The following is a 26,924-nucleotide window of genomic DNA, read 5'->3' on the forward strand; positions in this document are numbered from 1 at the left end:
ACCCACCGGAGTCTTCACCCGCATCGCCCAGCGACTCCTCGCCCTCACCTCCGGCATCTGGACCAACTGGACCACCGGCGTCACCAGCAAACGATCACTAACCGCCTACGACCACTGACCAAGGAATCAACCATCTAGGCGAACAGGAACGGGCCGGGCTTACTTCCCGGCGACCTCGTCCTCCACGTAGCGGACTCGGCTGATTCCGATACCGAAAAGCAACAGAGCGACCGTGGAGGCGAGCAGCAGGGCCAGCGGCGGGTTCCAGCTACCGGTGCTCTCCCGCAGCACGCCGACGAGGAACGGGCCGCCGGCCGCGGCGAAGTAGCCCACGCCCTGCACGAACCCGGACAGCGCGCTGCTGCCCTGACCGGTGCGGCTGCGCAGGCCGATCATGATCAGCGCGATGGGGAACGCGCCACCGCCGGTACCGAGCAGCAGCGCCCACAGCCACGGCACGACCGCCGGCGTAAGTAACAATCCGATGTACCCGAGCATGTAGCAGGCACAGACGGTGAGGATGACCGGCAACAGCGTGTGCACGCGCGCGGTGATGGCGGCGAGCGTCACGGACACCACCATGCCCACGGCCGGCACCAGCGAGAGGTGAGGCCGGCGGTCGTCTCGTCCACGCCGGCGTCGCGCAGGATGGTCGGCAGCCAGCCCAGCTGGGCGTACCCGTTCGCCGACTGCACGGCGAAGAACCCGGTGAGCAGCCAGGCGGTCTTGTTCCTGACCAGCCGGCGGGCGGTCACCGCGCGGCCGGCCTGCCGCGACGGCGTGGTGTCGCCGAGCAGGCCGAGCCAGGGCAGGGCCGCGACCAGGCTCACCAGCGCCCACATGCCGAGGGCGGACTGCCAGCCGCCGTCGGTCTTCGCCAGCGGCGCCGATACCGCCGCCGCGACGGCGGTGGCCAGCTGCAGCAGCGTCGTGTAGACGCCGGTGACCAGCCCGATCTGCTGCGGGAAGTACACCTTCACCAGCGCAGGGATGAGCACGTTCGCGACACCGGCGCCGGCGAGTGCGATGCCGCTGGCCAGCACGAAGACCGTGGCACTCGGCACGAGCGCCCGGACGCCCAGCCCCGCGGTGATGACGAACATGCAGATCATGCACAGCCGCCTGATGCCCACCCGCGCGGCCAGCGGCGGCGCGGCCACACCGCACAGCCCGAAGCACAGCACCGGCAGGGTGGTGATCAGCCCGGCGAGCGCGCCGGAGAGGCCCAGGTCGTTCCGTACCTCGGTGAGTACGGGTCCGAGGCTGCTGGCCAGCGGGCGGAGGTTCAAGGCGACGAGCGCGATGCCCAGCCAGACCAACAGGCGCTGCCGACGTGACGGACCGTCTACGCCATACCGTGAGCCTGGAATGGGTACAGTGTAGTGGTAGGGGACAGGCACGGTCTGTGCTGCGTTTTGTGGTCCCGCGAGGTGGTTGGGGGACCCCTCGTTGACCCTTGATCGTGGCGGACCGTATTCTGACCTGTGCGCTTTGGGCCTGCGCGACCTCGGACGGAGCAGGCTGCGCTCGCTCACGTCGATCACCCGGGTACCGCGAACACCGGTTTTCCCGTTCACCTCGGCAGGAGAAGGGCCCGGGGCGCTGACAACAGGACACGCACGATCATCCAGTCCACACCGGAGTCAACCGAACACATGACGAGCAGCACTGACGCCGCCCCGTCGGCGCCGCAACAGGTAGCGGTCAACGACGTAGGGTCTGCAGAAGACTTTCTGGCGGCGGTCGACCAGACAATCAAGTACTTCAACGACGGCGACATCGTCGATGGCACCGTCGTCAAGGTCGACCGGGACGAGGTCCTGCTCGACATCGGATACAAGACCGAGGGTGTGATTCCGAGCCGAGAGCTCTCCATCAAGCACGACGTCGATCCGGCGGAGGTCGTGACCGTTGGTGACGGCGTCGAGGCACTCGTTCTCCAGAAGGAGGACAAGGAGGGTCGGCTGATCCTGTCCAAGAAGCGCGCGCAGTACGAGCGCGCCTGGGGCACGATCGAGAAGATCAAGGACGACGACGGCATCGTCACCGGCACGGTCATCGAGGTGGTCAAGGGTGGCCTGATCCTCGATATCGGGTTGCGTGGCTTCTTGCCCGCATCGCTGGTGGAGATGCGGCGGGTCCGTGACCTGCAGCCGTACGTCGGCAAGGAGCTCGAGGCCAAGATCATCGAGCTCGACAAGAACCGCAACAACGTAGTGCTGTCGCGCCGTGCGTGGCTGGAGCAGACGCAGTCCGAGGTCAGGCAGAACTTCCTGAACCAGCTGCAGAAGGGCCAGATCCGCAAGGGCGTCGTGTCCTCGATCGTCAACTTCGGTGCGTTCGTCGATCTCGGCGGCGTCGACGGTCTGGTGCACGTCTCCGAACTGTCCTGGAAGCACATCGACCATCCGAGTGAGGTGGTCGAGGTGGGCCAGGAGGTCACGGTCGAGGTGCTCGAGGTCGACCTCGACAGGGAGCGGGTCTCGCTGTCGCTCAAGGCGACGCAGGAAGACCCGTGGCAGCAGTTCGCCCGTACGCACCAGATCAGCCAGGTCGTGCCAGGCAAGGTCACGAAGCTGGTGCCGTTCGGCGCGTTCGTGCGGGTCGAGGAGGGCATCGAGGGCCTGGTGCACATCTCCGAGCTGGCCGAGCGCCACGTGGAGATCCCGGAGCAGGTCGTCCAGGTCGGCAAGCAGATCTTCGTGAAGATCATCGACATCGACCTCGAACGGCGCCGGATCAGCCTGTCGCTGAAGCAGGCCTCCGAGAGCGTGTTGGCGTCCGAGGAGTTCGACCCGACCCTCTACGGCATGGCCGCGGAGTACGACGAGCAGGGCAACTACAAGTACCCCGAGGGCTTCGAACCGGACAGCGGCGAGTGGCTCGAGGGCTTCGACAAGCAGCGCGAGGAGTGGGAGCGGCAGTACGCCGAGGCGCACTCCACCTGGGAGGCACACCGCAAGCAGGTCGAGGAGCTGCGCGCCGAGGAGGGTGCTCAGGCCGACGAGGCCGGCGCACCGAGCGGTGGCGGCGGTTCCTCGAGCAGCAGCAGTAGTAGTAGTAGCAGCAGCAGCAGCGGTGGCGGCGGCGGTGCCAGCCAGTACTCGTCCAACCAGGACGAGGCGGCGGGCGCGCTCGCTTCCGACGAGGCGCTGCAGGCTCTGCGGGACAAGCTCACCGGCGGCAGCCCGAGCTGACCCGCACCGCAACAGTCACCAGACGGCAGGGGCCGCGTCTTCGGACGCGGCCCCTCTGCCGTGCCGTCAGCAGCATGACGCCCTGGTCTCTCCGGTGCCGTGCGTGCTGCCGAGGTCGTCGGAGTGGCCGGCCTCGAGCCGCGGCCACTGGGCGATGGGACGCCCGGCGATGCGGAACGGCCCGCCGTCGGCGTCCCACTCCTGCGGCCAGCCGTCCGGCGAGTCCTCCCACGCCTCGCGCCGCCCGTACGCGGTCAGGTCAAGCAGCCCGTAGCTGGGTGCCATCGCCTCGACGCCGCGGCCCGTGGTCCAGTAGGTCTCGAACACGCGGTCGCCTTGCCGCAGGTAGCAGACGAGGTGGAACATGCCGACCGTGCGCCCGGTGAGCAGTGCGTCCGCGGACTCCTGCACCGAGTACCAGGGCATGTCCAGGCCGAGGAAGTCGCGGTAGCGGACGCTCTCCTCGTACGGGCCCTGGCAGAGGGTGGCGTAGGTGACGTCGCGGGAGTGCAGGTGCGACAGCTCGTGGACCTGCCCGTTGAAGAACGTGCAGCCCTCGCACTGGTCGGCGGCGGGCCGGCCGGTGTACCACATGTGGAAGTAGGCGACGAGCTGCTGGCGGCCCTCGAAGACGTCGAGCAGCCGGACGCGGCCGTCCTTGCCGACCAGCGGGACGGTGGCGTCCACCTCGACCATCGGCAGGCGGCGGCGGGCGGCCGCGATCGCGTCACCTTCGCGGGTGTGCGCCTTCTCCCTGGCGCGCAGCGCGTTCAGCTCGGCCTGAAAGCTGGCACGGTCGACGACGGCAGGTGCCGATGATGTCGCTTCTGTGTTCATCGGACTGTCCCCTTCATTCTCGTGGTGGTTCGACCCACCGACGAAGGACGCGCCCCGGGATCGACACCGGGCGCGGATTTTCTAGAGCTCTTCGAGCCGGCCGGCGAGATAACGGCGCTCGGCCTCGGTGGGCGCCAGTCGGATGGCTTCCTCGTACGCGGTCCTCGCCTCGGCGGCACGGCCGTCGCGGCGCAGCAGATCGGCCCGGGTCGCGGGCAGCAGGTGGTAGTCGCCGAGCCGGCCGGACGCCGCGATCTCGTCGACGAGGGCGAGGCCGGCCGGGATGCCGTCCGCCATGGCGACCGCCACCGCGCGGTTGAGGTCCACCACCGGGGACGGCGCCAGCCTGGTCAGTTCGGTGTACAGGATCGCGATCTGCGCCCAGTCCGTGCTCGCCGCGTCCGGCGCGGTGGCGTGGCAGGCGGCGATGGCCGCCTGCACCTGGTACGGCCCGGCACGCTTCATGGCGAGCGCCGCGTCCAGCGTCGCCACGCCCTCGGCGATGAGCGGCCGGTCCCACCGGGAGCGGTCCTGGTGCTCGAGCGTGACCAGTACCCCCTGGGCGTCGGTGCGCGTCGCGCGTCGTGCCCCGTGCAGCAGCATCAGCGCGAGCAGCCCGCGCGGCTCGGGTTCGTGCGGCAGCAACCGCACCAGCACGCGGCCGAGCCTGACGGCCTCGCCGGACAGGTCGCGGTGGCCGTCCTCGTCGTCGTAGCCCTGGTTGAAGATCAGGTAGAGCACCGCGAGCACGGCCGCCAGCCAGTCCGGCAGCAGCTCGGCGGGCGGCACCCGGTACGGGATGCCGGCCTCGGCGATCTTGCGCTTCGCCCGCACCAGCCGTTGCGCCATGGTGGCCTCGGCGGTCAGCAGGGCCCGCGCGATCTCCGCCGTGGTCAGGCCGGCCAGGGTGCGCAGGGTGAGCGCCACCCGGGCCTGGAACGGCAGCGCCGGGTGGCAGCAGGTGAAGATCAGCCGCAGCCGCTCGTCCGGGATGTCCTCCGCCTGTGGTTCTTCCCGGTCGCGGCTCAGCACGGCGAGCTGACGGAGCTTGGCGGCACCGGCCGCGTCCCTGCGCAGCCGATCGGTGGCGCGGTTGCGTGCGGTGGTGGTCAGCCAGGCGCCGGGGCGGCGCGGTACGCCGTCGCGCGGCCAGGTCGCCAGGGCGGCGGCGAACGCATCCTGCGCGCAGTCCTCGGCCAGGTCCCAGTCCGCGGTGAGCCCGATCAGCGTCGCGATCACCTGGCCCCACTCGTCCCGGTACGCCGCGTCGACCGCCGCCCGTACCGGGTCGTGTCCGGTCATTCCCAGACCGGGCGGATCTCGATGCCGCCCCAGCGCGCGTAGGGGTGGCCGGCGGCGATCGCGATCGCCTCGTCGAGGTTCGCGCAATCCACGACCACGAAGCCGCCGACGAAGTCCTTGGTCTCCGCGAACGGCCCGTCCGAGATCAGCGTCTCGCCGTCCCTGACCCGCACCGTGGTCGCGTCCACCACCGGGCGCAGCCGCATGCCGGTGAGCCTGGCGCCGCGCCGCTCCAGGTCCGCCAGCCACGCCTGGTGGGTGGGGTCCGCCCCGAGCTCCTCGTTCGTCGGCGAGGCGGTCTCGTCGTCACAGATCAGCAGCACGTACTTCATGCTCCGAATTGTGTCCCATCGGCGTGCGCTCAGGACCAGCGCAGCACCAGCGGGTCGTGCCTGCGGGCCAGCTCGACCAGGCCGGCGCGGGTGGCGGCGGGCAGCGGGCCGAACGGTGCGCGCGTCGCCTCGCTGGCGATGATGCCGCCTTCCTTCATCAGTACCTTGGTGGCGCGCAGGCCGCACTGCCTGTTCTCGTAGTGGATGAGCGGCAGGTGCTCCTCCCAGCGCGCGACGGCGGCGGCCACGTCACCGGCGAGGTAACCGCGCACTACGTCGCCGAGTACGTCGGGCACCATGCTGCTCGGCATGGTGCCGCGCGCGCCCGCCTGCAGGTCGGGGACGAGCGTGATCGACTCCTCGCCGTCGAACGGGCCGGGGAGCGCGTCGCCGGCGAGCTGGACGAGCTCCCGCAGCTTCGCCGCGGTGCCGGGCGACTCGACCTTCACATACTGGATCTGCGGCACCTCGACCGCGAGCCCGGCCAGCTCCGCGGCGGTGAGCTCGGTGCCGCTCATCGGCGCGTCCTGCACCATGATGGGGATGTCGACGGCTTCGGCTACGGTGGCGAAGTAGTCGGCCTGCTTCGCCGCCGGCACCCGCAGCGTGGCGCCGTGGTACGGCGGCATCAGCATGACCATCGCCGCGCCGTGCTCCTCGGCCTGTCGGCTGCGCATGGCCGCCACCCGCGCGCTGTAGTGGCTGGTGGTCACGATGACGGGAACCCTGCCGCCGACCCAGTGAAGCATCTTCGCGAGCAGCGTGTCGCGCTCGGCGTCGGTGAGCGAGAACTGCTCCGAGTAGTTCGCCAGCACGCAGATGCCGTCGACGCCGGCGTCGACGAGGAACTCCACGACGTTGCGCTGGCTGTCCAGGTCGAGCGTCTCGTCGTCGTGGAAGGTCGTCGGGGCGATGGGGAAGACCCCGCTGAGCGGGCTCACCTGCCGGTCCACTGTGGCTTCTGCTTGTCGAGGAACGACTTGACGCCGTGCGCGAAGTCGGCGCTGCCGAACACCAGCCGGACGATGTCGTCGCCGTCGGGGAGCGCGGCGACCCGCAACCGGTGCACGGCCTCCTTCGCCGCCCACATGGTCAACGGTGCGTGCTTCGCCAGCCGGTCGGTCACCTCGGCCGCGCACGCGTCCAGGCCGTCGTCGGTGCACACCTCCGCGACGAAGCCGGCAGCGTGTGCTTCCTCCGCGCTGAACAGGCGCGCGCGCAGCAACATGTCGAGCGTCCGCGCCGGGCCGAGATGGTTGACGAGGAGGGAGTAGGTGTTCATCGACAGGCAGTTGCCGACGGTACGGGCGATCGGCACGCCGAAGCGTGCGTTCGTGGTGGCCACCCGGATGTCGCACACCGACGCGAGCGCGAGCCCGCCGCCGACGCAGTAGCCACTCACCGCCGCGACGGTCGGCACCCGTACCCGTTCGAGTGCGCCGACCACCTCGCTGATCCGTGCCTCGTACGCGATGCCGTCGTTGCCGTCCTGGAACTCGGTGAAGTGCGAGATGTCGGTGCCGGCGATGAAGGCGTCGTCGCCTACGCCGCGCAGCACCATGGCCTTCACGGTGTCGTCGTCGTTGGCCTCGGCGCACGCGGCCGCGAGTCCGTCGTACATCTCCCAGGTCATCGCGTTGCGTTGCGCGGGCCGGTTGAAGAACACTCGCAGCACCGCGCCATCGCGTTCGGTCAACAGTTCCTCAGCCACCGTCGCCTCCCTCTCGCCGCATCATTTCCGGTCGCCTTCCATGGTCTCTTCGCTGGCCTCGGGCGCGGCGGGGCGCCGGACGAGTCCGCGTACGCCGCGCGCGAGCGGCCGGCCGAACACCACCGCGAGTGCGAGCACGAAGAGTACGAGTGCGATCGGCCGCTGGAAGAAGATGGTCAGGTCGCCGCCGCCCATGTCCGAGGTCTGCACCAGTGACTTCTCCATCAGGCCACCCAGGATGAGCCCGAGGATGACCGGCGCGGCGGGGTAGTCGTACTTCCGCATCAGGTAGCCGATCACGCCGAACGCGAGCGTCAGCCAGACGCCCCACATCCGGTTCTCGATGGCGTAGGCGCCGATGAACGACAGCAGCAGGATCAACGGGTAGAGCAGGCTGTAGCGCAGCCGCAGGATGGACGCGAAGAACGGCGCGAGCGGCAGGTTGAGCAGGATGAGGAACAGGTTGCCGATGTAGAACGACGCCATCAGGCCCCACGCCAGCTCCGGTTGCTCGCTGAGCAGCAGCGGGCCAGGCTGCACGCCGAAGATGAGGAACGCCCCGAGCAGCACGGCAGTGGTGCCAGAGCCGGGGATGCCGAGCGTCAGCGTGGGCACGAACGAGGCGTTGGTCGCCGCGTTGTTCGCCGCCTCGGGACCGGCCACGCCCTGCAGCATGCCCTTGCCGAACCGCTTCGACTGCTTGGAGACGCGGCGTTCCAGGTCGTACGAGAAGAACGACGCCAGCGTGGCACCGGCGCCCGGCAGGATCCCCACCAGGAAGCCGATGACGCCGCCGCGGCCGATCGACGGAGCGATCTGACGCAGCTCGCCGCGCGAGATGATCATCTCGCGCAGCCTGGCGCGGATCGGGTCGGCGCCGCCCTTGCCGACCTGGCCCATCACCTCGGAGATCGCGAACAGGCCGATGACGACGCCGAGGAAGCTGATCCCGCCGCTGAGCACGATCTGGTCGAAGGTGTACCGCGCGACCCCGGTCTGGGCGTCGATGCCGACGGTCGACAACACGATGCCGAACGCGGCCATCGCCAGGCCCTTCGCCTGCGACGTGCCACCGAAGCCGACGATGCTGGCCATGCCGACGAGCATCAGTGCGAACATCTCAGGTGGCCCGAAGTCCAGTGCGATGTTCGCGAACACCGGCGCCAGTGTCATGAGCGGGATGATGGTCAGCGTGCCGGACACGAACGACGCGATCGCGGCCGTGGCCAGTGCCTGACCCGCCTTGCCCTTCCTGGCGAGCGGGTAGCCGTCCAGCGTCACGACGGCGCTCGCGGAGTCGCCCGGGGTGGCGATGAGGATGGAGCTGATCGACGCGCCGTACTGGCAGCCGTAGTAGATCCCCGCGAGCATGATGAGTGCGGTGACCGGTTCGAGGGACAGTGTCAACGGCAGCAGCAGGGCGACACCGGTCGCCGAGCCGAGCCCGGGCAGCATGCCGATGACCGTGCCGAGGATGACGCCCGCCAGGCAGTAGACCAGGTTCTGTGCCGTGAACGCGGTGGTGAAGCCCAGCGCGATCTGCTCGAGGAGATCCATCTCATACCCTCCCGAGCAGGCCGATCATGCCGTCCGGCAGCGGGATCTGCAGCAGCTGCACGAACACCAGCCAGGCGGTGAGCACCGAGGTGACGCTGATCAGGATCGCCAGCCACGGCTTCTCCCGTTCCACGAACCACAGCAGCGCGAGGATGAGCACGCCGAACGAGGCGAGGAACCCGATGACCACACTGAGCAGGATCGCGCCCAGCATCATCGCGAACACCAGGGCAGCGCGCCGCTCGGTCGGCGCCGCACTGCCGGACGCGGGTGCCGCAGTGGCACCCTCGGCCACGTCGTCCGGCTGCGTCGGCGACGGCTGGCTGTCGGCAGCCGGCGTGCGCCTGATCTTCACCACCGTCTCGACGAGCGCCCAGGCGGCGAACCCGGCCAGTGCGACGCCCGCGAGCAGGGGAGTGAAGCCAGGTGCGATCCGGCCACCGGCACCGAAGATCCGGTAGCCGCCCGCGCTCACCGCCATGGCCACCCCCAAGGCGGTGAGCGCGGCCGCGAAGATCAGCTCTCCCGTGTGCTTGCGCATCGGAGCCGACCGTCAGCCCTTCTCCACGATCGGCTCGAGCTCCTTCTGGTACGCCCTCAGGAACTTCTCGAACTCCTTGCCCTTGCGCTGCTGTGGATCCAAGTGGTTGGACTCGACGTACTTCTCGTAGTGCGCCGACTTCGTCCACTTGACGATCGTGCTCTCCCAGTACGCGCGCTGCTCCTCGGTGATGTCACCGGTGGCGAAGACACCGCGATACTGCGTGAAGGCGGCGTCCACGCCTTGCTCCTTGGCGGTGGGGATCTCGTCGAGCGGTGCCCTCTCGTACCGCTCGTCCGCGAACGCCGCGAGCGCGCGCACCTTGCCGGCCTTCAGCTGTCCGATGATCTCACTCGGGTTGAGGATGCCGATGTCGATGTCGCCGCCGAGCAGACTTGCGGACATCTCGCCGCCCGAGTCGAAGACCACCCGGTTGAACTTCACGTCCTGGTCACGTTCGATCAGGCTGGTGTTGACGCCGTCCGGGCTCGTGGTGCCGGCGATCCCGACCCGCAGCTTCTCCTTCTTCGCGGCGGCGATGGCCGAGTCCAGGTCCTTGTACGGCGAGTCCTTCGGCACGAAGAGCAGGCTGACGTCCTGCGCGATCTGCATGATGGGAGTGAAGTCGGTCCACTTCCACGGGGTCTTCGTGACCAGCGGCAGAGCGACGCCTGTGGTCTCCGACGGGAGCAGGTAGTGCGGGTCACCGCGCTTGGAGAGGAAGTACGAGTAGCCGACGGCGCCGCTGCCGCCGTCCCTGTTCTCCACCTGCACGTTGACGTCGGGCTCGACCTTCTCGATGCCGCCCTGCACTGCCCGCCCGAAGATGTCGCTGCCGCCGCCGGGGGCGAACGGCACGACCATGGTGACGTCCTGGGTGGGTGCCCAGTCGCCGCCACCGCCACCGTCGCCGGAGCCGCCGCTGCATCCGCTGAGCGTGGTGACGGCGACCGCCGCCGCGAGCGCGCCCACCCGGCGCGCGAAGAATCGTCTGCTGTTGTCTTGGCGCATTGCTGTTCCTCCAGGGTTCGTCGGAACTGCTGAACAACGCTGTTCGGTGTGCGCCCCCGTTCGTCCAACAGCCCGCTACGGGCGGTCAACGGAGTGGTCGGGCAACTTCTGGCATGCGCGGCCTCCCTAGTCCGGGTCGGGTAGTACGGCCTCAGCTGCCGGTGGTGCGCTCTCCCGCACGCCGACGACGCCGGCGCGGGCGAGCTCGTCGATCTCACCGGGTGGCAGGCCGAACTCGGTCAGCACGGCGACGGTGTCGCCGCCGAGCACCGGCCCGGCCGCCCGGCGCACCGGGGGCGTGTCGGACAGCCGCAGCGGCGAGCCGAGCTGCCTGACCGGGTCGAGCTGTGGGTGTGGCGCATCCCAGAAGTAGTCCCGCGCCGTGAGGTGGTCGTCGGTGAACACCTGGTCGGTGGTCGCGATCGGAGCGCACGGTACGCCGACCTCGTCGAGGATGCGTACCAGCTCGGTGGCCGTCCGCGTCGTGGTGACGGCCTCGATCGCCGGGATGAGCGTGTCGCGGTTCGCCTGCCGGTCGAAGGCGTTGGCGTACCTGGCGTCGTCCTGCAGGTCGTCCAGCTGCAGTGCGCCGCAGAACGCGGCCCAGGTCTTGTCGGTGACCGCGCCGACCGTGATCCAGCCGTCGCTGGTTCGCACCGCCTGGTAAGGGGCCGTGGACTGGTGCGCCGAGCCGAGCCGGGCGCCAGGCTCGCCGGTCGCGAAGTACTTGCCGGCCTCCCAGATGGCGAACGACACGCCGGCCTCGAACAGCGAGACGTCGACGTGCTGGCCCTCGTCGGTCCGCGCCCGCGCCTGCAGCGCGGAGATGGCGCCGAGCGCGCCGTAGAGGCCGCACACCAGGTCGCAGATCGGCACGCCTACCTTGACCGGCCCGCCGTCTGGCTCGCCGGTGACGCTCATCAGGCCGGACCGCGCCTGCGCCATGATGTCCAGGCCGGGCAGCTGGGCGAGCGGGCCGTCCTGCCCCCAGCCGGAGACGGAGACGTAGACGAGGCGCGGGTTCAGCTCGCGGACGGCGTCGTAGCCGAAACCCAGCCTGGCCAGCGTGCCCGGCCGGAGGTTCTGGATCAGCACGTCGGTCTCGCGGAGCAGGGTCCGCAGGACGTCCTTGCCGGCGTCGGCCTTGAGGTCGAGCGCCATCGAGCGCTTGTTCCTGTTGAGCCGGACGAACGGGGAGCTGTGCCCGTCGAGGAACGGCCCGGTGGCGCGGACCGGGTCACCGCCTTCGACGTTCTCGATCTTTATGACGTCGGCACCTAGGTCGGCGAGCTGCATCGCGGCGAACGGTGCGGCCATGAAGGCGCCGATCTCGACGACGCGGACGCCGTCGAGTGCCGGCACCGCGGTTGACGACTCTGTCATGCGCGCTCCTGCGTCGACTGTTAGCCTATTGTCTACAGCAGACAAGCGTTACGGACAAGACCTCGTCGCGGAGAGGACTCCAGCTGTGAGCGACTCCGGGGTTTCTGGGGCAAGTGCCCGGGCGCCGCGGATCACCAACCCGCCGAGCCTCGTCGAGCTCGCGCTCGAGACGCTGCGCCGGATGATCCTGCGCGGCGACCTGGCGCCGGGTGCCCGGGTGGTGGAGAACCAGCTCACCCACGAGCTCGGCATCAGCCGGCCGCCGCTGCGGGAGGCGCTACGCCTGCTGGAGCAGGAGGGCCTGATCGTCTCGCAGCCCCGGCGCGGTGCGATCGTCATGCCGCTGACGCTGCACGACGTCTACGAGATCTTCACCATGCGCAGGGAGCTGGAGCGGCTCGCCGTCCGGCTCGGCATCCCCGTACGCGACCCGGCCCGGCTGGAGCGCAGCCGTGCGGCCCTCGCGGCGATGGTCGAGGCCGCGGAGGCGGACGACGCGGCAATGCTCGCCGAGCGTGCCTTCGAGTTCCACGTCTCCGTGATCGGCCTCGCCGGGCACCGCAGGCTCGAGGACGCGTACCGGCGGATGCAGATGCAGATGTTGCTGTGCATCGCGCTGAACCGGCGTGCGCGGCACGACATGGAGAACCTGTTCGAGGACGTCGCGCGGCACCGCCGGCTGCTGAAGAAGATCGAGGCCGGCGACCCTGCCGTCGTGCTCGAGGAGCTGCGCAACCACGGGGACCGTACGTTCCTCGTGGGCATCGAGGAACGCCTCGACGGGCACAGCGACGTCGCGCTCGAGTGGCTCGCCGCCGTGCGCGCCGGCCGCGACGTCTGAGCCGGCTACACGTGCTCGTCGGCGTGCGCCGTGGCGAGCTCGACCTCGGCGATGAGCTCCCGCTTCTCCCTGCGGTACGCGTCGATCGACCATGCGATGGCGATCGCCCAGAGCAGCAGGATGACGAGGTACGCGCCGGTGCGGATGCCGACCGGCGCGGCGATGTAGCTCGAGTTCAGGATCGTGTGGGTGTTGGTCAGGATGATCATGCCGCCGACGAGTGAGCCGAGCACCCGGCCGGGGATGTGCCGGACGAGCCAGGCGGCGATCGGTGCGGCCACCAGGCCACCGAGGAACAGCGCGAGTACGGGGATCACGGAGATCCCCTCGTGGCCCAAGCCGATCAGGAACCCAGCGCTCGCCGCCAGGGCGACGATGAACTCGCTGGTGTCGACCGACCCGATGACCTTCCGCGGCTCCATCCGCCCGGTGGCGAGCAGTGCGGGTGTGGAGACGGGCCCCCAGCCGCCACCGCCGGTAGAGTCGACGAACCCGCCGAACAGCCCGAGCGGGGCGAGGAACCAGGCACGCACCGGCTTGCCCAGCTGGCCCTTGCGGGTGCCCCAGGCGGTGAACCGGACCAGGATGTAGATCCCGAGCACGAGCAGGATGGCCGACATGACCGGCTCGGCTGTCGCGGTGTCCAGGCTGCTGAGGAACGTCGCGCCGGCGAACGCCCCGATCGCACCTGGCAGCGCGATCTTCGCGACGACCTTCCAGTCCACGTTGCCGAACTTCCAGTGCGAGGCGCCGGAGACCAGCGTGGTACCGATCTCAGCGAGATGCACAGTCGCCGACGCAGCTGCCGGCGCGACGCCGCTGGCAAGCAACAGCGTCGTGGATGTAACCCCGTAGGCCATACCGAGACTGCCGTCGACGAGCTGGGCACCGAGCCCCACGAGCGCAAGGAGCAAGAGCTTCCGCACTTCTCTATTCCTCCGACATTACCGACTGATCCGATTGGAAAAACCTACAGAAGAGACCCCAGTGTTGTCACCCAGGCCCGACGCCAAGGCCGGCGAGCGCAGTCACAGCGCGTGTTCCCAGCCGCCCCGGAGCGCCGCGCGCGGCGGCAGGCGGCCGGGCCACGGTCGGCGCGCGCCGCCATAGTTCGGCCGGCAGTCTGTCGCTCGGACGACCGCGGTGACATGTGCGCATCGCCGTGGTTCCGGGGTCGGGCACGTTCTTGCCCGGGCGATCGCGGCCACGGGCCCCGTACTGGTCGGGGGCCGGGCACGTTGTCGCCCACACGATTACGGCGACAGGCACGCGCCGCCGTGGTTTGGGGCCAGGCATTTCTGCCGCCTGGGCGATCGCGGCAACAGGCGTGCGCCGTGGTGGTCAGGGGCCGGGCAGGTTGCGCTTGGGCGATCGCGGCGCCGGGCGGGGTGTCGTGGTTGGGGCAGGGCGCGCTGCCGCCTGGGCGATCGCGGCAACAGGCGTGCGCCGTGGTGGTCAGGGGCCGGGCAGGTTGCGCTTGGGCGATCGCGGCGCCGGGCGGGGCGTCGTGGTTGGGGCAGGGCGCGCTGTCGCCTCGGGCGACCGCGGTGGCAGGCGTGCGTCGGCACGGGGCGGGCCAGGCATGCTGTCGCCCCTGGCGATCGCGGCGGCAGGTGCGCGCCGGCGCCAGCGCCCGGTCCTGGCGTGCCGGGGTTACAGGGTGTCGAGGATGCCGTGTAGCCAGCTGGGGCCGACGAGGACGGCGTGGGTGTCCGCGTTTGCGCACCTGGTGCGGAGCGCCCGGTCGGCCGTGACGACGACCGTGGGGCGGTCGGGGAGGCGGGCGTGTTCGGCGACTAGCGTGACGATCTGGTCGTCGCCGGAGCGGGGGGCGGCGACGGTGCGTACGCCTGGTAGCGGTTCGTTCGCGAGTGGGGTGGCGGCGCCCTCGACGACCATGTCGACGTCGGCGAACCAGTTGCCCGGGTGGCCGGGGGACAGGCCGGCGGACGCGAGCTGGTCCGCGGACAGGCCGCGTGCCGCGAGCTGGCCCAGGCCGTCGCGCAGCCGCCTGGCCGCGCCGAGCCGGTCCCGCCACCAGCCGTCGGGACGGCTGCCGACGACGTTGGCGGCGTCGACCACCACGCGCGGAGCCCCCGGTACGGTACACAGCGTCGGCCAGGTGACGGCGAAACCAGGATGCAGGTCGAGTGCCGTGACCTCGCACTCAGGCACCCAGCGCAGCTCCTCCGTCTCGGCGTTGCCCGGACGCACCGTGAACGCGCTCGGCGCGTCGGCGACGACGGTGGAGTAACTCCAGCCGTCGTGGTCGTCCACGTAGGCCGCGACCACGTCGAGCTCGCCGGGGTCGATGTCGCCTTCCTCCGCCGCCTCCCGCAGTGCCGTGTCGACCGCGGACTCGTGGCTGTCGCGCGCGCCGCCGAGCAACCCCCAGGTGCCGCCGTGATGACTCCACGACACGCGCAGCTGCATGAGCACCACACGATGCGGTCGGTCGGCGCTGCGCAGGAGGAGTCCGGCCGCGCCGTGCCTGCCCCAGTGTGGGTGGCCGAGTCCGCAGGTCACCCAACCGTCGCCGTCACCGCGCACCCGTCACCTCCGTGTCGTACGTCCGGTGCGCACCGCACGGGTGGTGCCGTCTGCGGTCGCCCCCTGCAGTCGTTCGATCAGCTCCTCAGTCAGCGGCGACGTGCGGCGGCCGGCCGGCAGGAGCGCGCCGATGTACCGTACCGGCGCCGGCCGCACCGCGCGGATCTCCACCTGGTCGAGCACGATACCGAGCGCGACGTCCGGGATGAGGGCGACGCCGATACCCGCGGCGACCATGGTCTGGATGAAGAAGTAGTCGCTGCCGCGGCAGGCGACCTTCGGTTCGTAGCCCGCGGCCTGCTCCATCGCCTCGCCGCACTCGCCCCAGCCGTGCACCCACCACTCGTCCGTCAGGTCGGCGAGCCGGATCTCGTCGCGCTCGGTCAGCGGGTGGTGCGCGGGCAGCACCGCCCGCACGTGGTCCTCCACCAGGGGTACGTAGCGCAGGTCGCGCCACTTGCGCGGCGGCGTCTTCGTGCGGAAGTGGTAGACGAGCGCGACGTCCGCCTCACCCGAGCGCAGCAGCTCGACGGTAGGCGCCGGCTCGGCCTCGATGGCCCGGATATCCACGTCCTGCCTGGCGGCCATCGGCAGCAGCGCAGGTGGCAGGAAACCCTGGCCGGCGCTGGAGAAGGTGGCGATGGCGAGCCGGCCGGCGTGCCCGTCGATGAGCTGGGAGAGCCGCCGCTCGGTCTCGGAGAGCTCGCCGGCCACCGTGTCCGCCGTCTCGACGAGCAGCTGACCGGCGGCGGTGAGCCGGACGCCGCGGGTGCTGCGTTCGATCACCGTCGTGCCCACCGAGCGCTCCAGCGCCGCCACGTGTTGCGACACGGCGGACGGCGTGAGGTGCAGGGTACGCGCCGCGCCGGCCAGGCTGCCGTGCTTGGAGACCTCGCGCAGCACACCGAGTCGGTGCACGTCGATCATCAGTCCAGCTTAACGCCGTCGTGTACGGTCGTGAGCGTTGCTGCAGCGCCATCGAAGGGTTGGCCGGCCAGGCCACCGCAGTTATGGTGTCGAGCTGTGACGATCGCGGTGCCGCGGGAGACGACGCCAGGCGAGCGACGCGTCGCCCTCGTGCCAGGTGCGATCGAGCGCCTGGTCGACGCCGGGCTGACCGTCGCCGTCGAACCAGGCGCGGGCAGCGCGGCCGGCTATCCCGATGCGGCCTACGAGGCGGCCGGTGCGCGGGTCACCGAAGGCGCCGTCGACGGTGCCCGGGTGCTCGTCGGCGTACGGGCGCCGACCGTCGAGCAGGTGGGCCGGCTCGACGCCGGTGCGGTGACCGTGTCGTTCCTGCCGACCCGCAGCGAGCTCGAGCTGGTCAAGACGCTGCGCGACAAGGGGCACACGGCGTTCGCCATGGAGTTGGTGCCGCGGATCTCGCGCGCCCAGTCGATGGACGCGCTGTCGTCGCAGGCGTTGGTGGCGGGCTACCGCGCCGCGATCGTGGCGGCGGAGAAGCTGCCCAGGTTCTACCCGCTGTTCATGACGGCCGCCGGCAGCATCCCGCCCGCCCGGGTGCTGGTGCTCGGCGCCGGCGTGGCCGGCCTGCAGGCGATCGCCACGGCCAGGCGGCTCGGCGCCGTGGTGCAGGCGTACGACGTGCGTACCGCGGCGGCCGAGGAGGTGCGCAGCCTGGGCGCGGAGTTCGTCGAGCTGGAGCTGCCGGTGCTCGAGGGCGCCGGCGGGTACGCCAGGGAGATGACCGAGGAGCGGTCGCGCAAGCAGCAGGAGCTGCTCGCGCCGTACGTCGCGAACGCGGATGTCGTCATCGCGACGGCGGCGGTGCCCGGACGGACGGCGCCGCTGCTGGTGACCAGGGAGATGGTCGAGGCGATGAAGCCGGGCACCGTGGTGGTCGACCTGGCCGCCGAGCAGGGCGGCAACATCGCCGGCTCGGTCGCGGGCGAAGAGGTCACCATCGGCAACGCCTTGGTGTGGGGGGCCATGGACGTGCCGAGCGCGCTGCCCGGCCAGGCGAGCCAGCTGTACGCCACCAACGTGAGCAGCATGCTGCTGCTGATGACCACCGAAGGTGTGGTACAGCCGGACCTCGACGACGAGGTGCTCGCCGGGTGCTGTGTGACGGCCGACGGCGAGATCAGGCACGAACCCACCCGGTCGCTGCTCGAAGAGGAGAGCTGATGGACGGCGTAGCGCTGTTGACCGTGTTCGTCCTGGCCGCGTTCACCGGGTACGAGGTCATCTCGAAGGTGTCGTCGACGCTGCACACGCCGCTGATGTCCGGGTCCAACGCGATCAGCGGCATCGTTCTCGTCGGTACGGTGGCGATCGCCGCGCGGGTCGAGTCCACCGTCGGGTTCGTGTTCGCGTTGCTCGCGGTGACGCTGGCGACGGTGAACCTGGTCGGCGGTTTCGTGGTGACCGACCGGATGCTGCACATGTTCCGCGGCAGCCGCGGCGACCGGAAGCAGCCGCCGGCATGAATGCCACGGGATCCTCGCTGGCGTACCTCCTCGCCGCGGTCTGTTTCATCGTCGCGCTCAAGGGTCTTTCTTCGCCGAAGCGGGCCCGACTTGGCAACGTGATCGGTGCGGCCGGGGCCCTGGTGTCGCTGGTCGTCGTCTTCCTCGTCGAACGGCCGGAGCGGCTGGCGCCGATCCTCGCCGCGATCGTCGTCGGTGCGGCGATCGGTCTGGTCGCCGCCCGGCGGGTCGCGATGACCGGCATGCCGCAGATGGTGGCGATCTTCAACGGTGTCGGCGGCGCCGCGGGTGCGCTCATCGCGGTGCTGGAGATCTCGGAGGCGAGCGCGGCCGCCGCGGTGTCGCAACAGGTGGTGGCCGCGTTCACCGTGTTCATCGGCGCGGTCACGTTCGCCGGGTCGGTGCTCACGTTCGCCAAGCTGCAGGAGCTGATGACCGGCCGGCCGGTCATCTTCCCCGGCGGCCGCTGGGTGTTCGGCACGCTGCTCGTCCTCGCGGTGGCCGGCGCGGTGTGGGTACCGCTCGGCGGTGCGCTGCCGGCCGCGCTGCCGCTGTTCGTGGTGAGCCTGGCGCTCGGCCTGATGCTCGTACTCCCGGTCGGCGGTGCGGACGTCCCCATCGTCATCTCGCTGCTGAACGCCTGCAGCGGCATCACCGTCGCGGCGAGTGGGTACGTCCTCGGCAACACCCTGCTCATCGTCGCCGGCACGCTGGTCGGGGCGTCCGGCAGCCTGCTGACACAGATGATGGCGAAGGCGATGGGCCGGTCGCTGGCGAACATCCTGTTCGGCGCGTTCGCCGGCGGCTCCACGCTCGGCGACACCACCATGTCCGACCGGCCGGTGCGCTCTGCCGGCCCCGAGGACATCGCGATCCTGCTCGGCTACGCACGCAAGGTGATCGTCGCGCCCGGCTACGGGCTGGCCGTCGCGCAGGCGCAGCACGCGCTGAGCGACCTGGCGGACGAGCTGGAGGGGCGCGGCATCGAGGTGAGCTACGCGATCCACCCGGTGGCCGGCCGGATGCCCGGGCACATGAACGTGCTGCTCGCGGAGGCCGACGTGCCGTACGAGAAGCTCAAGGAGATGGACGTCATCAACCCCGAGTTCAAGACGGCGGACGTCGTCTTGGTGGTCGGTGCGAACGACGTGGTGAACCCGGCGGCACGTTCGGTGGAGGGCTCGCCGATCTACGGCATGCCGATCCTCTCCGCCGACGAGGCGAGGTCGATCGTGTTCCTGAAGCGGTCGATGCGGCCCGGCTTCGCCGGGGTGGAGAACGAGCTGCTGCACGACGAGAAGACGACGCTGTTGTTCGGTGACGCGAAGGAGACGATCACGAAGCTCGTCGCCGCCGTCCGGGCCCTCTGATGCACGGGGACACGTCGACAGTCTCGCTTACGGCCCATGTAGCAAGCGGGCACTTCCGCTGTTGACCGACGCAGGTGAGGATGGCAACCATGAGTGTACGTTCCTGGCTGCTGCTCGGCCTGCTCGCGGGGATCTGGGGTTCGTCGTACCTGCTGATCGCGCTCGGCCTCACCGGCTTCGAGCCGGCGTTCGTGGCGTTCCTGCGGGTGTTCCTCGCCGCCGCCGTCGTCGTGCCGTTCGGCCTACGGCACTGGCGGACGCTGAGCGGCCATTGGCGGTCGCTGCCGCTGCTCGCGGCCACGCAGGTCGCGGTGCCGTTCGTCCTGATCAGTACGGCGGAGCAGCAGCTGGCGTCCGGTCTGGCCGGCGTGCTGGTGGCGAGCCAGCCGCTGTGGTTGGTCGTGCTGATGCCGCTGCTGCGGCAGGGCTGGCCGGCGCTGACCTCGATCGCGGGGACGGTCACCGGGTTCGTCGGTGTGGCCCTCGTGGTCGGCCCGAGCGGGTCGGGCGACGTCGACCCGGCGGCCGTGGCCATGATGCTCGGCGCCGCGCTGTGCTACGCGTTCGGCGCGTGGTGGGCGAAGCGGACGATGACCGGTGTGCAGCCGCTCGCCCAGACGGGCGCCACGCTGACCACGGCCACGGTGTTGATCGCGCCGGTGGCAGCGTTCCAGGTGCCGCACGAGCTGCACCTGGGGGCGTCCGCGGCCGTGGTGGTGCTCGCAGTGGTGGGCACCGGCGGCGCGTTCGTGATCTACAACCGGCTGATCAAGGACGCCGGCCCGGCCAGGGCGAGCCTGGTGTCGTACCTCGCACCCGCCGTCGCGCTCGGCTACGGCGCGACCATCCTGCACGAGCCGCTCGGCTGGAACAGCGTGCTCGGCCTCGCACTCATCCTGTCCGGCTCGTGGGTGTCCAGCCGTGCGCCCCTGCGCCGCCGGCGCGCGGCGGCCGAGGTGCCGGTGAAGGAGACCGCCGTCGCCGGCTGCACCGACCGGTGACCGGTCAGCCGACGCCCTCGCGCTGGATCGCTGCAAGCGTGTGCGTGATGTCCTTGGTCGCCGGGTACAGGTCGCGGTACTGCTGGTAGAGCCGGTCGTACGCCTCCGCGTGCGCCGGGTTCGGCTCCACGACGTGCTCCACCGGGTTCCAGCGCTCGGTCTCCGGCTCGGTGACCGCGCGGCTGCCGAACGCGGCGAGGACCGCGTTGCCGTACGCCGCACCGACCGTGCTGCGCGGCAGCTGCTGCGGCTGCCCGATCACGTCGGACACGATCTGCGTCCACAGCCCGCCCTTCGTGCCGCCGCCGACGGCGACCAGCCGGCGCGCCTCGCCGCCAGCGTCGCCCATCGCCTCCAGGTTGTGGCGGACGCCGAACGCGGTCGCCTCGAGCGCGGCCCGGTAGAGGTGCTCCCTGCCGTGCCGCAGGGTGAGCCCGGCGACGACGCCGCGGGCGTCGGCGTCGAACAGGGGAGTGCGCTCGCCGGAGAAGTACGGCAGCATGACCAGCCCCTCGGCGCCGGGGCCGACGGCGCGCGCCTCCTCGACCAGGTCCTCGAACGGGCTGCCGGTGATGCGCCGCAGCCAGTCCGTCACGGCGCCCGAGGTGGCCATGCCCGCGGCCAGGTTGTACGTGTCGCGGAACGCGCCGCAGGTGCCCCACAGCGTCGGCCAGGTGAGCAGCGAGTCGGTGAGCTCGATGAGGAACATGGTGGTGCCGTACATGAGCATCACGTCGCCGCGGTGCTTCACGCCGACGCTCACCGACTCCGACCACGCGTCGATGGTGCCGGCGACGACCGGCACGCCGGCCGGCAGACCGGTCGTCTCTGCGGCCTCGGCGGTGACGGTGCCGACGACGTCGCTCGGCCAGGCCAGCTCGGGCAGGGCCAGGTTGCCGGCCACGTCGGCGACCCACTCCGGGATCCACGCCTGGGCCGTCGGGTCGTACAGCGGCGTGAACTGGCTGGCCGACGGGTGGTCGAGCACGTACGCGCCGGTCAGCCGCTGGGTGAGGAACGAGTTCGACATGTGGACGTACGCGGTGCGCGCCCACACGTCCGGCTCGCGGTCGCGCACCCACCGCAGCTTCGGCCCGGCGGCCTGGGACGTCGGTACGGCGCCGCAGCGCGCGCGGATGGTGTCGGCACCGTACTTCGCGGTGAGCTGGTCGATCTCCTCGCTGGCCCGGGTGTCGACGCCGTAGAGGATCGCCGGGCGCAGCGGGTCGCCGTCCGCGTCGCAGGGCAGCAGGCACGGGCCGATGCCGCTGACGCCGACGGCCACGACCTGGTGACCGTGTTGCATCAGCTCGCGGGTGATCTCGACGCAGTCGCCCCACCAGATGCGCTCTGCGTCGTGCTCGGCCCAGCCGGGTCGCGGCGTCGACATCTCGTGCTCGCGCACCGCGGTCGCCAGCACCTGACCGTCGAGGCCGACCAGTAGTCCCTTCGAGCTCAAGGTGCCGATATCCACACCGAGCACGACCTCAGTCATGACCCGTACCTACCCATCAACGCGTTGGCAACGGTCGCCGCACCCGCCGCGCGAGTGTCGTGCAGACGTGTGTATCACGGCACCATCACGCGGCGCATGCATGCGGCAGACCAGTAACTATCCCTCGTCGCTGAAGTCGTACTTCTTGTACAGGCCCGCGGCGTTGTCCTGCGTCACCGTGGGGATGCCGAGCACCTGCTCCTTCTGCACCTTCTTGCCCTGCGCCAGCGCGTTGGCGGTCTTCGCCGCCTCTTCGGCGCCGGTGGGGTAGATGAACGTGCCGACCAGCTTGCCCTGCTGCACGGCGCGGATGCCGCCGTCGGGGATGGCCAGCCCGTCGGTGCCGATGAACTCGATGTCCTTCTCCATGCCCTTGCCGGCGGCCGCCTGGTAGGCGCCGAGCGCCATCGGGTCGTTCTCCGCGTAGACCAGGTCGATGTCGAGGTCCTGGGCGAGCCACTGGTTCATGATCCGGGTCGCGTCCGGCTTGAGCCACTTGGCTTCGCGCTTCTTGATGACCTTGATCTTCGAGTTCGACTCGATGCCCTCTTCGAACCCCTTCAGCCGGTCGATCTGCGGCTGGTTCGACAGGATGCCCTGCAGTACCACGACGTTGCCGCCGTCCGGCAGTTCCTTCGCGGCCAGCTCCCCGGCCTTGCGGCCCGCCTCGACGTTGCCGCCGTCCGGCAGTTCCTTCGCGGCCAGCTCCCCGGCCTTGCGGCCCGCCTCGACGTTGCCGCCGTCCGGCAGTTCCTTCGCGGCCAGCTCCCCGGCCTTGCGGCCCGCCTCGACGTTGTCGCCGCCGATGAACGACGAGTAGCAGTCGGTGTTGACCGTGCGGTCCAGGATGATGACGGGGATGTCCTTCTGGCACGCCTTCTCCACCGGCGGCGTCAGCGGTGCCGACTCGTTGGGGGAGACGATCAGCACGTCCACGTTATTGGTGATGAAGTTCTGCACCTGCGACACCTGCTTGCCGCTGTCCTGCTGCGCGTCGGTGATGGGCAGCAGCTTCAGCTTCGGGTAGCGCTTCATGTAGTGCTGCAGCTGGATGTTGAGCTGGGCGCGGTACGGCTCGGCGTTGTTCGACTGGCTGTACCCGACGACGAGCTCGTCGGCGTTGGTGTCCTTGGCCACCGGTTCGTCGGTGGACGCACACCCGGTGACGGCCAGACCGGCGGCCAGGGCCAGGAAGGCGCCGGCGAGGCGCCTGCGGTTGGCAAACATCGTTGTTCTGCCTCCTTGCTGGGGTTCCTATGACGCTCTGGGACGGAACAGCCGCCGGACGGTCGCGGTGGCCGACGAGATCAGGTCCGGGCGTTGCAGCACGACCGCGAGCACCACGATGCAGCCCTTGATGATGAGCTGCATGTTGTCGCTGACCGCGTTCAGGCCGAGGACGTTGTCGAGCAGGGTGAGGATCAGCGCACCGACGAACGTGCCGATCATGCTGCCGCGGCCGCCCTTGAGCGCGGCGCCGCCGATCACGGCCGCGGCGATGGCGTCGAGCTCGTACATCTGGCCGGCCTGCGGGTCGGCCTGCGAGCTGTACGCGGCGTCGATCGGGCCGGCGAAGTCGGCGAGCATGCCGCACAAGGTGAACACGGCGATGCGGACGGCCGCGACGTTGACGCCGGAGAGCCTGGCCGCGGTCTCGTTGCCGCCCACGGCGTAGATGTGCCGGCCGAACTTGGTCTTCGTCAGGATGACGTGGAACACCGCCGCGGTGACGACGAACGCGAGCACCGGGTAGTACACACCGGCGCCGAGCACGCCTTCGAAGAGGTTCCTGCCCGGAGTGCCGAACAGCTGGAACTGCTCGGAGTGCGGCGTCAGCTCACCGTTGTCCTGCACGATCTCCGTGCCCACGCTGACGTTGTTGCTCATCTGCCTGTCGATGCCGCGGAAGATGGACAGCGTGGCGAGGGTCATCACGAACGGCTGGATGCGCAGCCAGGTGGTGCCCGCACCGTTGACGAACCCCATCGCCGCACCGACCAGCATGCACAGCGGCAGGATCAGCAGCGGGGACATGTCGGCCTCGGCGAGCAGCATGGCCGAGGTCATCGACGCGAGCGCGAGCATCGAGCCGACCGAGAGGTCGATGCCGGCGGCGAGGATCACCAGTGTCTCGCCGATCGCGAGGATGCCGCGGGACGCGAACGCGCCGACCGCGTTGGTCAGGTTGCCCTGGGAGAGGAACACGGTGCCCTTGGTGGCGATGCCCACCGCGAGCACGAGGATCAAACCGATGTAGCCCTGCACCGAGCCGAGTGCCGTGAGGACGCGTAGCCAGCGCTCTCTCGGCGGTTGCTCGACCAGGCTGGGGAGGTCGTCGCCGCCAGTGGGCGGCGCGTGCTGACCTTCGGTGGGTCCGGATATCACTCCTCGGTTTCCTTCGTGGTCGGTGGGCCGGCATCGGTCAGCACGACCTCGCGGGCCATCGCGGCTTCCAGGAGCTTCTCCTGGGTGGCCCTCGGTGTGGTGGAACTCGCCGGTCAGCCGTCCGTCACACAGCACGAGGATCCGGTCGCACATGTTGAGCAGCTCGGGCAGCTCGGACGACACCATGAGGATGCCGGTGCCGGCGGCCGCCAGCCGCCGGATGAGCGCGTAGATCTCCGCCTTGGCGCCGACGTCGATGCCCCGGGTCGGCTCGTCCAGCAGCAGCATGGTGGGTTCGGTCAGCAGACACTTCGCCAGCACCACCTTCTGCTGGTTGCCGCCGGACAGCGTGGCGACCGGGCTGTTGGTGCTGCGGGTCTTCACCCGCAGCTCCTCGACCATGGCGTCGACGCGCGTCCGCTCGCGGCGGTTGCTGACCCAGGGACCCACCCCGAACGACCGCAGCGCGGCGAGGCTCGCGTTGAACCGTACGGACGCGTCGAGTACCAGGCTCTGCGACTTGCGGTCCTCCGCGACGAGCGCGAGCCCGCGCCTGATGGCGCGCCGCGGACTCGTCGGGCGGTACGGTCGCCCGTCGACGGCGAACGCCCCGTCGACCGCGGTGCCGGGGTGCCCGCCGTACACCGCTTCGAGCACCTCCGTGCGCCCGGCGCCCATCAGGCCGGCGAGGCCGACGATTTCGCCGGCGCCGACGTGGAAGCTCACGTCCCTGACCGGCATCCTGCCCACCCGCGGGTCGGGCGAGACGTGCAGGTGCTCGACGGTGAGCGCGGGTGCCTGCCCGCTGCCGGTGCGTTCGCCGCGCGGGAACAGCTCGCCGAGTGGGCGCCCGACCATCATCCGGATGAGCTCCGGCCTGGTGGTGTCCGCCATCGCCCTGGTGGCGATGTACTCGCCGTCGCGCATCACCGTGACGACGTCCGCGATCTCGTAGAGCTCCTCCAGCCGGTGCGAGATGTAGACGACGGCGGCGCCGCGTGCGGTGAGGGTGCGGATCACCGTGAAGAGCGCCCGTACCTCGGCGTCGGCGAGCGCCGACGTCGGCTCGTCCATCACGAGCACCCGCACGTTCAGCGACAGTGCCTTCGCCACCTCGACGAGCTGCTGCTCGGCCACCTTCAACTGTCGCACCGGGCGCCGCGGCGGGATGTCCAGGCCGAGCTCGGTGAGCAGCTCGCGGGTGCGGGCGTCCATCAGCCGGCGGTCCAGCGTGCCGCGCGCGGTGCGCAGCTCGCGGCCGAGGAAGATGTTGTCCGCGATGGACAGCTCGGGCACCAGGTTGAGCTCCTGGTGGATCATCGCGATGCCGAGATCCTGGGCGTCCTTCGGTTGCCGGATCGCGGCGAGCTGGCCGTCGACCTCGATGACTCCGCCGTAGTCGGCGAAAACGCCGGCGAGCACGTTCATCAACGTGGACTTGCCGGCACCGTTCTCACCGAGGATGGCGTGGACCTCACCTGCCCGTACGGTGAGGTCCACGGCCTGCAGCGCGTGCACGCCGGGGAACGACTTGGTGATCCCCGACATCGCCAGGGTCACCGCCGCGTCGTCGCGCACTGCGCTCCCGCCGGTCTCGGGCATCTATCCGCCGTACCAGTACGCCGTCGACGAGTAGTCCGCCGGGATGTTGCTCGTCGGGCCGTGTTCGATGGTGAACCGCAGGCTCTCCGCGAACGACGGCGCGTCCGAGAGCGTCAGCCGGTAGGCACCTGTGCAGTCGTACGTGCAGCCGAAGGTGCCGGGCTCGTTCGACGGGTTGCCGTTGGTCGGTGCGTTGAACGGGCCACGGTTGAAGTACCAGCCACCTTGGTAGAAGTCCTCGGTACCCGTGCCGTGCCACTGCGGCTGCTCGGCTCCGTCGGTGTAGACGCGCTCGTCTCCTTCCAGTTACTCGCGCTGGTTGCCGGAGGCGACGTGCCCGCGCATGGTGTGCGTGACGCCGACGAACTTCCCGCGCCCGGTGGCGTTCAGGAACGTGTAGTCCACCCCGTTGTTCTTCACCGTCTGCGCGCGCGACGTGGTGCGGAAGTGGCCTGCGGTGCCGCTGTCGCCGAGCGCTTGTGCCCACCTGCTGTCGGCTGCCGTCGTGACGGACGCGGAGCCACCCTTGATCGCGACGTCGGAGTCGTTGTGCAGCTCGACCTTGAGCCGGTTCGAGTACGGCATCGGCCACCACGAGGAGAGCGTCTTCGTGTCCGGGTCGACGCCGTACATGAGCGACCTGACCTCGTACAGGCCGAGACCGGTGCCGAAGAACTCACCGAGCGGCGAGTCGACGAGCCGCCTGCCGTCGAAGCTGACGGTGATGCGCGCCTCGGCGAGCAGCTCGTCGCTCGGCCGTACGGCTGCCTGCTCCTCGTCCGTCGGCGGGTAGGTGAAGGTGCGGGTGCCGGCCCAGGTCGGCTTCTCGATCCGGTAGTCGTGCTGCGCCTCGGACGGGTTGCCTTCGCCGACGTCCACGGTGTCGGTGCGGGTGTACTCGCCGCCGACCTTGCTCGCCGCGTCGTAGCGGAACTCGTTGTAGTCGAGGTCGGACGACACGAAGACGTTGCGGATGGTGACGCTGGACTTGCCTGCGGTCACCCGTGCCGGCAGGTCGACCGTCTGGTCGGCCCAGGCCCCGCTCGAGGTCTGGTCGAGCGGGGCCCACTCGCCGACGCGCTCCCCGTCGACGAGCACGTCGGCCCGCTGGTTGCCGATGGCCGAGTCGAGCCTGCGGGTCAGCCGCACGCCGTCGTTGGCCGGGTCGATGGCGACGGTGAACTCGCTGTACCCGTCGGTGCCGAACGCGCGGCCGTCGTCGGTGATGCGTTCCTGGTCGGCGCCGACGAGCTGCGGCATCCGCAGCTGCAGCGCGGTGAGCACGCCGGCAACGCTTTGCTTGCCGAGTACGGCCTTGCCGCCCGCAGGGACGTCGAGGTCCGTGGTCTTCGTGGTCGC

General features: G+C 70.3%; 26 protein-coding genes and 1 pseudogene. 7 read left to right on the top strand and 20 right to left on the bottom strand.

The genetic code is table 11. From position 1 onward, the window contains the following. On the top strand, positions 1-118 hold a 118-nt coding region (locus tag GEV07_10150), incomplete at its 5' end, for an IS982 family transposase (GenBank protein MQA03060.1). A gap of 41 nt (positions 119-159) precedes the next feature. Here GEV07_10150 and GEV07_10155 read toward each other — a convergent pair. Both GEV07_10155 and GEV07_10160 read right to left on the bottom strand, forming a co-directional pair. Beyond that, positions 160-597 (bottom strand): hypothetical protein, encoded by a 438-nt coding sequence (locus GEV07_10155; GenBank protein ID MQA03061.1) that lies wholly within the window; start codon positions 595-597, stop codon positions 160-162. Next, positions 567-1,631, bottom strand: a complete 1,065-nt coding sequence (locus GEV07_10160) for an MFS transporter (GenBank protein ID MQA03062.1) — start codon at positions 1,629-1,631, stop codon at positions 567-569. The genes GEV07_10155 and GEV07_10160 overlap by 31 nt, the downstream gene beginning before the upstream one ends. A gap of 24 nt (positions 1,632-1,655) precedes the next feature. Here GEV07_10160 and rpsA point away from each other — a divergent pair, with 24 nt between their 5' ends. Beyond that, on the top strand, positions 1,656-3,197 hold the full coding sequence (rpsA, locus tag GEV07_10165) for a 30S ribosomal protein S1 (GenBank protein ID MQA03063.1): 1,542 nt from the start codon (positions 1,656-1,658) through the stop codon (positions 3,195-3,197). 66 nt (positions 3,198-3,263) lie between these two features. On the opposite strand, the gene GEV07_10170 is transcribed toward rpsA, so the two are convergent. The 9 genes from GEV07_10170 to GEV07_10210 all read right to left on the bottom strand — a co-directional run bounded on the left by GEV07_10170 (position 3,264) and on the right by GEV07_10210 (position 11,871). Further along, on the bottom strand, positions 3,264-4,034 hold the full coding sequence (locus tag GEV07_10170; GenBank protein ID MQA03064.1) for a DUF899 domain-containing protein: 771 nt from the start codon (positions 4,032-4,034) through the stop codon (positions 3,264-3,266). Positions 4,035-4,115: 81 nt separating this feature from the next. After that, a complete protein-coding gene (locus GEV07_10175) occupies positions 4,116-5,336 on the bottom strand; it encodes a sigma-70 family RNA polymerase sigma factor (GenBank protein MQA03065.1) in 1,221 nt (406 codons plus the stop codon). Further along, positions 5,333-5,668, bottom strand: coding sequence for a transcription initiation protein (locus GEV07_10180; GenBank protein MQA03066.1), 336 nt, complete (start codon positions 5,666-5,668; stop codon positions 5,333-5,335). Before GEV07_10180 ends, GEV07_10175 begins: the two co-directional genes overlap by 4 nt. Before the next feature lie 29 nt (positions 5,669-5,697). Continuing rightward, entirely contained in the window at positions 5,698-6,609 is a 912-nt protein-coding gene (locus GEV07_10185; protein ID MQA03067.1) for a dihydrodipicolinate synthase family protein, read from the bottom strand. After that, on the bottom strand, positions 6,606-7,379 hold the full coding sequence (locus GEV07_10190; GenBank protein ID MQA03068.1) for an enoyl-CoA hydratase: 774 nt from the start codon (positions 7,377-7,379) through the stop codon (positions 6,606-6,608). The genes GEV07_10185 and GEV07_10190 overlap by 4 nt, the downstream gene beginning before the upstream one ends. Positions 7,380-7,400: 21 nt before the next feature. Then, positions 7,401-8,936, bottom strand: coding sequence for a tripartite tricarboxylate transporter permease (locus GEV07_10195; GenBank protein ID MQA03069.1), 1,536 nt, complete (start codon positions 8,934-8,936; stop codon positions 7,401-7,403). A gap of 1 nt (position 8,937) precedes the next feature. Then, positions 8,938-9,477 (bottom strand): hypothetical protein, encoded by a 540-nt coding sequence (locus tag GEV07_10200; protein MQA03070.1) that lies wholly within the window; start codon positions 9,475-9,477, stop codon positions 8,938-8,940. Positions 9,478-9,489: 12 nt separating this feature from the next. Beyond that, positions 9,490-10,488: a tripartite tricarboxylate transporter substrate binding protein gene (locus tag GEV07_10205; GenBank protein MQA03071.1), complete on the bottom strand. Its 999-nt coding sequence runs from the start codon at positions 10,486-10,488 to the stop codon at positions 9,490-9,492. Positions 10,489-10,614: 126 nt separating this feature from the next. Continuing rightward, positions 10,615-11,871 (bottom strand): CoA transferase, encoded by a 1,257-nt coding sequence (locus tag GEV07_10210; GenBank protein MQA03072.1) that lies wholly within the window; start codon positions 11,869-11,871, stop codon positions 10,615-10,617. Here GEV07_10210 and GEV07_10215 point away from each other — a divergent pair. Next, positions 11,870-12,712, top strand: a complete 843-nt coding sequence (locus GEV07_10215) for a GntR family transcriptional regulator (protein ID MQA03073.1) — start codon at positions 11,870-11,872, stop codon at positions 12,710-12,712. The two genes, GEV07_10210 and GEV07_10215, sit on opposite strands and share 2 nt — an antisense overlap. Before the next feature lie 5 nt (positions 12,713-12,717). Here the strand turns inward: GEV07_10215 and GEV07_10220 are convergent, their stop codons facing one another. The 3 genes from GEV07_10220 to GEV07_10230 form a co-directional block, all read right to left on the bottom strand. Beyond that, positions 12,718-13,638, bottom strand: coding sequence for a TSUP family transporter (locus GEV07_10220; GenBank protein MQA03074.1), 921 nt, complete (start codon positions 13,636-13,638; stop codon positions 12,718-12,720). Positions 13,639-14,365: 727 nt separating this feature from the next. Further along, on the bottom strand, positions 14,366-15,262 hold the full coding sequence (locus tag GEV07_10225; protein MQA03075.1) for an NUDIX domain-containing protein: 897 nt from the start codon (positions 15,260-15,262) through the stop codon (positions 14,366-14,368). A 3-nt stretch (positions 15,263-15,265) separates the two neighbouring features. After that, positions 15,266-16,189, bottom strand: coding sequence for a LysR family transcriptional regulator (locus GEV07_10230; protein MQA03076.1), 924 nt, complete (start codon positions 16,187-16,189; stop codon positions 15,266-15,268). 96 nt (positions 16,190-16,285) lie between these two features. Here GEV07_10230 and GEV07_10235 point away from each other — a divergent pair, with 96 nt between their 5' ends. The 4 genes from GEV07_10235 (at position 16,286) to GEV07_10250 (ending at position 20,083) form a co-directional block, all read left to right on the top strand. After that, positions 16,286-17,410 carry a Re/Si-specific NAD(P)(+) transhydrogenase subunit alpha gene (locus GEV07_10235; protein MQA03077.1) on the top strand — a complete coding sequence of 375 codons (1,125 nt, stop codon included), beginning with the start codon at positions 16,286-16,288 and terminating at the stop codon, positions 17,408-17,410. Next, the gene (locus tag GEV07_10240) at positions 17,410-17,712 is read left to right on the top strand and encodes an NAD(P) transhydrogenase subunit alpha (GenBank protein MQA03078.1); all 303 of its coding nucleotides are present in this window, start codon (positions 17,410-17,412) and stop codon (positions 17,710-17,712) included. The genes GEV07_10235 and GEV07_10240 overlap by 1 nt, the downstream gene beginning before the upstream one ends. Further along, the gene (locus GEV07_10245; protein MQA03079.1) at positions 17,709-19,082 is read left to right on the top strand and encodes an NAD(P)(+) transhydrogenase (Re/Si-specific) subunit beta; all 1,374 of its coding nucleotides are present in this window, start codon (positions 17,709-17,711) and stop codon (positions 19,080-19,082) included. The genes GEV07_10240 and GEV07_10245 overlap by 4 nt, the downstream gene beginning before the upstream one ends. A gap of 80 nt (positions 19,083-19,162) precedes the next feature. After that, positions 19,163-20,083: an EamA family transporter gene (locus tag GEV07_10250; GenBank protein ID MQA03080.1), complete on the top strand. Its 921-nt coding sequence runs from the start codon at positions 19,163-19,165 to the stop codon at positions 20,081-20,083. 4 nt (positions 20,084-20,087) lie between these two features. Here the strand turns inward: GEV07_10250 and GEV07_10255 are convergent, their stop codons facing one another. The 6 genes and pseudogenes from GEV07_10255 to GEV07_10280 all read right to left on the bottom strand — a co-directional run bounded on the left by GEV07_10255 (position 20,088) and on the right by GEV07_10280 (position 26,525). Beyond that, positions 20,088-21,578, bottom strand: a complete 1,491-nt coding sequence (locus tag GEV07_10255) for a sugar kinase (GenBank protein ID MQA03081.1) — start codon at positions 21,576-21,578, stop codon at positions 20,088-20,090. 117 nt (positions 21,579-21,695) lie between these two features. Beyond that, positions 21,696-22,805 carry a substrate-binding domain-containing protein gene (locus tag GEV07_10260; protein ID MQA03082.1) on the bottom strand — a complete coding sequence of 370 codons (1,110 nt, stop codon included), beginning with the start codon at positions 22,803-22,805 and terminating at the stop codon, positions 21,696-21,698. A gap of 27 nt (positions 22,806-22,832) precedes the next feature. Next, entirely contained in the window at positions 22,833-23,963 is a 1,131-nt protein-coding gene (locus tag GEV07_10265; GenBank protein MQA03083.1) for an ABC transporter permease, read from the bottom strand. Then, a pseudogene (locus tag GEV07_10270) lies at positions 23,960-25,565 on the bottom strand (ATP-binding cassette domain-containing protein). The gene GEV07_10265 and the pseudogene GEV07_10270 overlap by 4 nt, the downstream one beginning before the upstream one ends. After that, positions 25,566-25,871, bottom strand: a complete 306-nt coding sequence (locus GEV07_10275) for a DUF2961 domain-containing protein (protein MQA03084.1) — start codon at positions 25,869-25,871, stop codon at positions 25,566-25,568. Next, entirely contained in the window at positions 25,872-26,525 is a 654-nt protein-coding gene (locus GEV07_10280; protein MQA03085.1) for a DUF2961 domain-containing protein, read from the bottom strand. It abuts the gene before it with no gap. Positions 26,526-26,924 lie beyond the last annotated feature (399 nt).

The sequence above is a fragment of the Streptosporangiales bacterium genome, assembly GCA_009379825.1.
In the GTDB taxonomy this organism is placed as follows: domain Bacteria; phylum Actinomycetota; class Actinomycetes; order Streptosporangiales; family WHST01; genus WHST01.